7 protein-coding genes and 1 tRNA gene are annotated in these 7,602 nt (G+C 50.1%); all 8 read right to left on the bottom strand.

Annotation, left to right across the window (positions count from 1 at the left end):
• Position 1 precedes the first annotated feature (1 nt).
• The gene (gene thrS, locus KOO62_01955; GenBank protein MBU8932748.1) at positions 2–1,939 is read right to left on the bottom strand and encodes a threonine--tRNA ligase; all 1,938 of its coding nucleotides are present in this window, start codon (positions 1,937–1,939) and stop codon (positions 2–4) included.
• A gap of 74 nt (positions 1,940–2,013) precedes the next feature.
• Positions 2,014–2,090 (bottom strand) — tRNA-Val (locus KOO62_01960).
• A gap of 208 nt (positions 2,091–2,298) precedes the next feature.
• Positions 2,299–3,189 carry an HDOD domain-containing protein gene (locus tag KOO62_01965; protein MBU8932749.1) on the bottom strand — a complete coding sequence of 297 codons (891 nt, stop codon included), beginning with the start codon at positions 3,187–3,189 and terminating at the stop codon, positions 2,299–2,301.
• Positions 3,190–3,200: 11 nt separating this feature from the next.
• Positions 3,201–3,554 carry a hypothetical protein gene (locus KOO62_01970; protein MBU8932750.1) on the bottom strand — a complete coding sequence of 118 codons (354 nt, stop codon included), beginning with the start codon at positions 3,552–3,554 and terminating at the stop codon, positions 3,201–3,203.
• 76 nt (positions 3,555–3,630) lie between these two features.
• A complete protein-coding gene (locus KOO62_01975; protein ID MBU8932751.1) occupies positions 3,631–4,083 on the bottom strand; it encodes a hypothetical protein in 453 nt (150 codons plus the stop codon).
• A 5-nt stretch (positions 4,084–4,088) separates the two neighbouring features.
• On the bottom strand, positions 4,089–4,520 hold the full coding sequence (gene fliS / locus KOO62_01980; protein ID MBU8932752.1) for a flagellar export chaperone FliS: 432 nt from the start codon (positions 4,518–4,520) through the stop codon (positions 4,089–4,091).
• Between the two features lie 36 nt (positions 4,521–4,556).
• Positions 4,557–6,893: a flagellar filament capping protein FliD gene (gene fliD, locus KOO62_01985; protein ID MBU8932753.1), complete on the bottom strand. Its 2,337-nt coding sequence runs from the start codon at positions 6,891–6,893 to the stop codon at positions 4,557–4,559.
• 117 nt (positions 6,894–7,010) lie between these two features.
• Positions 7,011–7,602, bottom strand: a 592-nt coding sequence (locus KOO62_01990) for a hypothetical protein (GenBank protein MBU8932754.1), incomplete at its 5' end; no start/stop codon positions are given.

A 7,602-nucleotide genomic window follows, 5' to 3' on the forward strand; every position in this document is an offset into this window, starting at 1 on the left:
CCTACGATATCTGTGACTTCTCAAGTCCTTTATTTTCAACTTCTTCCCGCAACAGGGCTGCGACTTCCGGCAGAGACATGGAACCCTTATCGCCAACGCCATGTTTTCTAAGCGACAACGTTTTCGACTCGGCTTCTCTGGCTCCCACGATGCACATATAGGGCACTTTCAGCATCTCTGCATCGCGAATCTTGGCGCCAACCTTCTCGGAACGATCATCCAGAACGGCTCTGATACCATGACCGGTAAGCTCCTCTACGACCTTCTGACCGTAATCATTGAAGCTATCAGTGATAGGTAAAACCTTCACCTGAACCGGTGCCAGCCACAACGGGAAATTACCGGCGTAGTGCTCAATGAGCACACCGAAAAACCGCTCAATCGATCCGAGCAGGGCACGATGTATCATATATGGCCGCTTCTGACGGCCATCCCTATCAATATAGTGCAAATCGAACCGTTCCGGCAAGGAAAAATCAAACTGTATAGTCGAACACTGCCAACTACGGTTGAGTGCATCTTTAATCTTTATATCAATCTTGGGACCATAAAATGCCCCACCACCCTCGTCAACCTGGTAATCCAGACCAGCCTGATCAAGAGCCGACCGGAGACTGTCCTCGGCCCGCACCCAATCAGCTTCTTCCCCGATAGCCTTATCCGGCCGGGTGGACAAGTAGATGTCGTAATCGGAGAAGCCAAAAGAACTAAGGATATGAACGCAGAAATTGAGGGTCCAGAGGACCTCCGCTTCCATGTTTTCCTGTGTCACAAAGTGGTGAGCATCATCCTGAGTGAAGCCACGAACACGCATGAGGCCATGCAGTACACCGCCCCCTTCAAACCGATAAACGGCTCCCAACTCCGCCCACCTCAGTGGCAAATCCCGATATGACCATAATCGAGACTTGTACATATAGATATGGAAGGGACAGTTCATTGGTTTCAATTGATATGAACGTCCTTCAACATCCATCGGGCTGAGCATCGAATCACTGTAGAAATCGGTATGCCCGCTTCGATCCCACAAACTGCGCAGAGCGATATGAGGTGAGAAAACTAATTCATAGCCGTGCTTCAGATGTTCCTCACGCCAGAAATTTTCGATCTCGTTACGCACTCGCGCTCCGCTCGGATGCCACAACACCAGTCCTGCACCAACTTCATCGTTGATGGAATAGAGATCAAGCTGTTTACCGAGCACACGGTGATCTCGCTTCTTGGCTTCTTCCATACGATGGAGATAATCTTCGAGCATCGCTTTCTTGGGATATGAAACACCATAGATACGCTGTAGCATCGGACGTCGCTCATCGCCACGCCAGTATGCTCCGGAAGTCGCAGTCAACTTGAAAGCCTTGATGACACCAGTGCGCGGAACATGCGGGCCGAGACACAAGTCTCTGAAGCGTGAATGACTGTAAAATGTCACAGTGTCGACTTCCAAATCTTCCAGCAACTCGACTTTGTAATCTTCTTTCTCCAAACGACACTGTTCAATTGCCTTTTCGCGGGGCATTGATTCGCAGGAGAAACCTACATTCTCCTTGATGATCTCCCCCATCTTCTTTTCGATCTTCTGTAGATCTTTGGGCGAGAACGGTTTCTCAACGTCGAAATCGTAGTACCAACCTTCGTCGATTGGCGGACCAATAGCCAATTTCACTCCGGGGAAAAGCTCCTGAACAGCCTGCGCCATAATGTGTGAGCTGGAATGCCAGAACACCTGCCGCCCTTCGGGTTGATCGAAAGTCAATATTTCTATCGAAATATCGGAAGATATGACAGCGTTAAGATCACATACCTCACCATCGACTTTCACCGCGATAGCCGCCTTGGCCAAACCAGGTGAAATGTCACGAGCTATGTCATAGCCGGTAACACCGGATTCAAACTCTCTGGCAGAGCCATCCGGAAATGAGATATTTAGTAGCGCCATTGCCATTGCTCCCAAAGCAACAAGAGCGGACTGTCGAGAGGACAAGGCCAGACAAATCCGCTCACATCATAAAATGGTGGGCGATACTGGAATTGAACCAGTGACTCCTTGCATGTCAAGCAAGTACTCTAACCATCTGAGCTAATCGCCCACAATCAACATATCCCGGCTACAATACTGATAACCGGGGAACCGCCATAATAGTCCAAAAACCAAATCTTGTCAAGGCGAAAAAATCACTCTATCTGGACCAAAAACATATTGTCTGGGAAAGGCTTACGGTGTGTAGAATAAGATGGGAAGGAGGTCCGATGAGGAACTCCTATTATGCCTGACTTCATGTCATCGCGTTGCGATTATCAACCGCCCAGACCAGCCATTTGCAGGAACGTCTCAGCCTTGAGATACTCTTCGCGGAGAACCCCGCTAAACTGTTCCAGATCTTCTTCGGACACAGCCAGATATTCCAGTACGTCCGGATCGACGGCGCCCACCCTGGCGGTATCCCCATCGTCATAGAATGTTTTCTTGGCCAAATAATCAGCCAGCCAGACCAGAAACACAAGCGGCCCATCATCAGTATCTACAAGTTGCGGATGGTGGTGAAAGGCAATTGCTTCACTAAGTTTCTGGGGCAGTTTCCATTGCGATGTCAGAAAGCCGCCGATCTGAGCATGATTGAATCCAAGCGACTTCTCCTCCAATTCACAATCAGTGGTAGCATTGTCAGTTGCACGTGCCTGGGTTAGTATCTCGTGTTCTTCCTTAAGAAAGCTCGTAAGTATCATCTTGCCGACATCGTGCAGAAGACCAGCCGAAAAGGCAGCATCATGGTCGACCATTCCTCGCGATTTGATCCTCTGAGCCAGGATCCGACAGCAATAGGCGGTCGCCAGGGAATGACGCCAGTACTGCTCCTGGAATTCCTGATCAACACTGTCCCCTTTGAACATATCCAATACACTGGCCGAGAGAACGAGGTTTTTAACCGCTTCCATGCCCACAATCACAACTGCCTGCCGTACAGAGTCAATTTCGCGAGCCAGACCATAGAAAGCCGAATTGGTGAGTTTGAGAACCTTCACCGACATAGCCGGATCTTCAGACAGAATTGAAGCTACCTGAGCAGCCGAGCAGTTGGGATCGTTGATCACCTTCTGTATCTGGTGAAATACTATGGGAGGCGTAGGCAGGTTGCGAATATTCGACACAACCTGTTTGACTTTGTTATCTATCGTTGCCGTAGTCATTATCCACCGTATCAGTCAGAATCACCGGGTGTAAACTTGCTCATTTCGTTAGCCAGCTTACCGGCGATTTCCTGTCGGACGTGTGGCTGGTCATAAAAGCCCTGATCGATTCGCTGCCGGGCCTGGCGAATCTTGTCCATCCTGAGACCGCCATCGGAATCCGCATCATCCCGAGGAGGCATCTCCCCCAGTCCGTACTGGGAACGGGCCGTATCCGCTAACTGGGTCAATTTCTGGCGGGCATCAAGCGACAGTTCGACCGAATCGCTACGTTGGGCCTTCTCCGATGCTCCCGTTGTTGATTCGGGCTTGGGTGCCACTGCCGGGGGCTGCGGTTTGTTGTTATGCAGGGGTCCTATTTCCATGTTTTCTTCTCTACTAACATAGTGTCTGCCACTCCACCGGAGCGAACCCCGGAATCGGTGACAAAACTACTCTCAACTATTTCTTTCCATCAACAAATTGCGGCGATTGATTACCATCAGTCACATATTGCAAAATCTTCTCACTGTTACGCAATTGTCCCAGTTCTTCTTGTATCCGCTCACAGCGTCCCTGAAGATACCCTTCACATTCTGCTACAATGTCTTTGTTCTTCTTGATCAGAGTCATAACGCTGTTGATCACCTTTTTTACCCCTGGCAGAACGGAGACCATCTTGAACGCCTGTGGATCTTTTTTCCTCAGAGCCGCTATCTTTTCCTCAGACTGATTGATCCGTTTCCGACAGCGCTCGATTTCAGCAAACAAGTCCAGGAGGTGAGCATCTCGATCAAATTTAATGAGATCTCTCTGCTTGTCAAGGGTGATGTACAGCGTCTGGTAAAATGAATACTCCTCTTTGAGAGCTTTCGTCAGGTCCCGTTCCGTCTGCTTGAGGGCTTGATAATCCATACTGCTTACGCCGTTCCTGTAAACTGTCCCGGACTGACGGCAGGTGTGACCGGATCGGATATCTCATCCGAACCCTGGTCTTTCAGGCCTTGCCAGCCCTCACGAAGTTCGTTCAATATATTGATGTTATCGTCAATCACGGTCAAATCTTTCGTCGCCTCGATGAGACTGATCTGGGCAATCAGAAAGGCATAGATTTTGCCAAGGTTGGTGGCAATCTCGCCACCTTCGTCGTTGTTCAGAGTTGTATACAGATGGGTAATGAACCGTTTGGCTCTCTGGAGCTGTTCATACCCCTCTTCGTTCTCTTTTTTCTTGTAGTGGGTTGAGGCCTGACGGTACGCAGCAAGGGCACCGTCGTAGACCTGCAGGATGAGGTCAATCTGTGATTTTGAAGAAGTTTCGACTGCTCGATAGGTGTTTACATTGCCATCCATGGTTTCTCCCGGTGTTAAAAGGCTGTTCTGCCTGATTTATTTCTTCTTATTGAAATTCCAGTTACTGTCAAGATTGGCCAATTGTGTCTCCAGAAAAGTGCCGGTAGCATTGAACTCACCTAACGCGCGTTCCATTTCGTAGAATTTTTGGTACAACATCTCGCGACGAATCACCAATCGCTCATCAATTTCTGCGACACGCTCTGTAATATGCTCTATCTGAGTTTCGTAGGCTTTTATTCTGCGGTCGAGCGCCCCGTCACCGCTCATGGAGTAGCTGGCTACCTTGTCTCTCAGACGGGCCGCAACCCCTTTGGTCACCGTAATCGACCCCTCGACACCCTCGCCAACCTCGGTCGGATCAAGAGTAATTCTAAGAGTCAGACCTTCAGTGGTCTCGTTATCATCTTTTCCCTTCAACAGCTGACCGATACCTTCGGCCTCTTCGCCATTGATGGTGCCTGCTACATCCAATCCCTCGGTGGAAGTAGCGTCGATCAGCCCGAGACTACTGTTGGCCGAGTTAGACACCGAGGTTAGACGTTCTACTTTAGACGAGGAACCGTAGGCGCCACTGGTGAACTTGAGATATCCCGTTGAGCCCTCATCCACCCACTCCACAATCACTCCACGACTACCAATGCGACTGTCGTTGTCGATCTTTCCCTGAATCTCCTCGACCAATTCGTCGGCTGACGAATACGTCCGGGCAGACAGCACGATGTCGTTCGAGTTGAGACCATTGACCTTTAGCTTGATGGTGTTGGTTGCAGAAGTAAGCGTCAGCGGACTATCAAGAGGATCGTTGAACGTTGTTCCCTCCAGCATCCCTTTGGCAGCGGCAACCGAAATATCGACCTGGTAGTCCTTACCGGTTTTAGTCGCCGTAGACGACGACACAAACTCAATACCGGACTGCGAAGCAACTCCACCGTCGGTGAACAACTCCACAACCTCGTCGAGATTATTACGCAGAGCTTCTTCAAACCGTCCGTAGTCTGTGATCGCCAGGTGGCCATCAAGATTGGTCCTAATACCCAGTGAATAGAGATGATTAAACTCGGAATCCATCCCCTCAATACTCATGCCGATAGCTGAGTTCATCGCATAGCGCATAGTCCACAGCGTTGAATCACCGAATAGAACCCCAGATTCCTTGGTGTCTTCATGGTAGGTATTTTGTTCACTTACAAAATCCATGACATCGTTGTAACGCGTGATGAAGTCGTTGACGCCGGCTTTGATTCCTGAGACGTCAATATCGGTAGTAACCGTGACGGACTCCCCAACCTCGGTTTCTCTGGATATATCCAGGGTCACTCCGGCGATAACACTGTCAAACGTGTTGGATTCGGATGTTACAATAATCGGCGAACCGGTGCCTCCACCCGCGCCGAAGGAAATTCGTGCATCCGAGGCTTCCTGAATAAGCGGCGCAAAACCAGCTACCTGAAAAGAATCTCCGGCTGTTAGATCACCTGTAGAGAAGCTCAGCTTCAAGCCATCAGCACCATCTCCAACCAGTTCCACCGAAGCATCGGCCTGGGTAACGGTAATCTGCCCTGAGTTTGTGCCGTCAGTCCACTCAATGCTAATTTCATCAGTGCCAATTGTCTGTGCGCCCGTCCCGAGCACCGTGAAGGTGTATATCTTATTTTCGTTGCCACTGTAGGAGGCCATAGAATCCAGTGTCACCGTAGAACTCGAGACCGAATCACTCGACAGAATTTCCGGGCTGTCAAACAAAGCGGTACTATAGTTGAGATTTGTGCCGCCGGTTAGATTGGAGGTTACTTCCATTGTGTTGCTTCGACCGGTCTTGTCTCCAGTCAGCATCAGACGATACGAATTGGAAGACGATCCGTCGTTGATAATAGTCGCCGTAATGCCCATGTGGGCATCGTTGATTGCCTGCTTGATTCCAATCAGTGAATTGTTGTTCTCATTGATGTCGATCGAGTACTGTGACCCATTTCCAACAGTGATTTCAATGGTACCGGTCCCCATGATCTGGGTGTCTGCTTCGGATATTCCCTGGCTGGCCAGTTGGTGGTTGCGAGCAACATCAAGAACCTGTAGCTGATACGAACCGGTGGCGACCCGTCCGGAAGTCGTAGCTGTCAATATCGACTCATCCGACACTCTGGCGGTGGCGGCATTGAATGTTGAACGGTGGGTCAATTGACCTACGGCCGCACTCAGGGCGAGTACTTTCGCCTGAAGAGCCTTGTAGGCGGTAATGATATTTGTCTTTTCGATACCGTCTGATTCGAGAAGGACTGCGTTGCGACGCTCGTAATTGATAATGGAATCGACGATTGCCGTAGTATCGAAGCCAGAGTTAAGGCCGTCTATGGAATTGGCGCCTGGCATGATTTACTCCTGTAATCTCCTTGACTTCAATGTCGCATCAGCGTTGCACTGATGACTCTTATTTGTTTGGGGGAGGCGCGAAGCCTCCCCCAAATCTGTTTATCTACTCTCTTGTTCTTAGCCGAACAACGAGAGAATAATCTGCGGAACCTGGTTGGCCTGGGCCAACATGGCCACACCAGCCTGGAGCAGAATCTGATTCTTGGTAAACTCCGACATCTCAACAGCCATGTCGGTGTCACGAATCTGTGATTCCGAAGCGGTCAGGTTCTGAGCAGCGATCCGCAGGTTCCTCAGGTTGGAATCCAGAGTATTCTTCTGGAAACTACCCAGAGTACCACGAGTCGTCGAGACCTCATTGATAGCGGCATCGATAATCGACTGCGAATCCTGAGAACCCTGAACCGTAGTCACATCAATGGCAGACAGCGATGAGAACATATTACCGGCAAGGCTCTTGCCCAGCGACGCAGTTCCCATTGAGCGGAGGCTGACCTCACTCGTCTGACCAACATTACCACCAATCTGGAAGACCAGAGAACGATCTACATTCGAAATCGTCTCGGTTCCGCCAGCCGAGGCCAGACCGTATTTCACCTGGACTGACTCGGTACGCTCGGCGTTGTAGATTGTGGAGCTTGCTCCAGCCGACACACTGATGGCCGGACCACCGTTCAAACGAACATCATACGTAGCAGCAGTAACATCA

The sequence above is a fragment of the Candidatus Zixiibacteriota bacterium genome, assembly GCA_019038695.1.
Taxonomy (GTDB): domain Bacteria; phylum Zixibacteria; class MSB-5A5; order GN15; family FEB-12; genus B120-G9.

Coding starts and splice junctions, on each gene's coding strand:
- KOO62_01965 (MBU8932749.1), bottom strand. CDS start 3,189: ATGACTACGGCAACGATAGATAACAAAGTCAAACAGGTTGTGTCGAAT.
- KOO62_01970 (MBU8932750.1), bottom strand. CDS start 3,554: ATGGAAATAGGACCCCTGCATAACAACAAACCGCAGCCCCCGGCAGTG.
- fliS (MBU8932752.1), bottom strand. CDS start 4,520: ATGGATGGCAATGTAAACACCTATCGAGCAGTCGAAACTTCTTCAAAA.
- fliD (MBU8932753.1), bottom strand. CDS start 6,893: ATGCCAGGCGCCAATTCCATAGACGGCCTTAACTCTGGCTTCGATACT.
- KOO62_01975 (MBU8932751.1), bottom strand. CDS start 4,083: ATGGATTATCAAGCCCTCAAGCAGACGGAACGGGACCTGACGAAAGCT.
- thrS (MBU8932748.1), bottom strand. CDS start 1,939: ATGGCGCTACTAAATATCTCATTTCCGGATGGCTCTGCCAGAGAGTTT.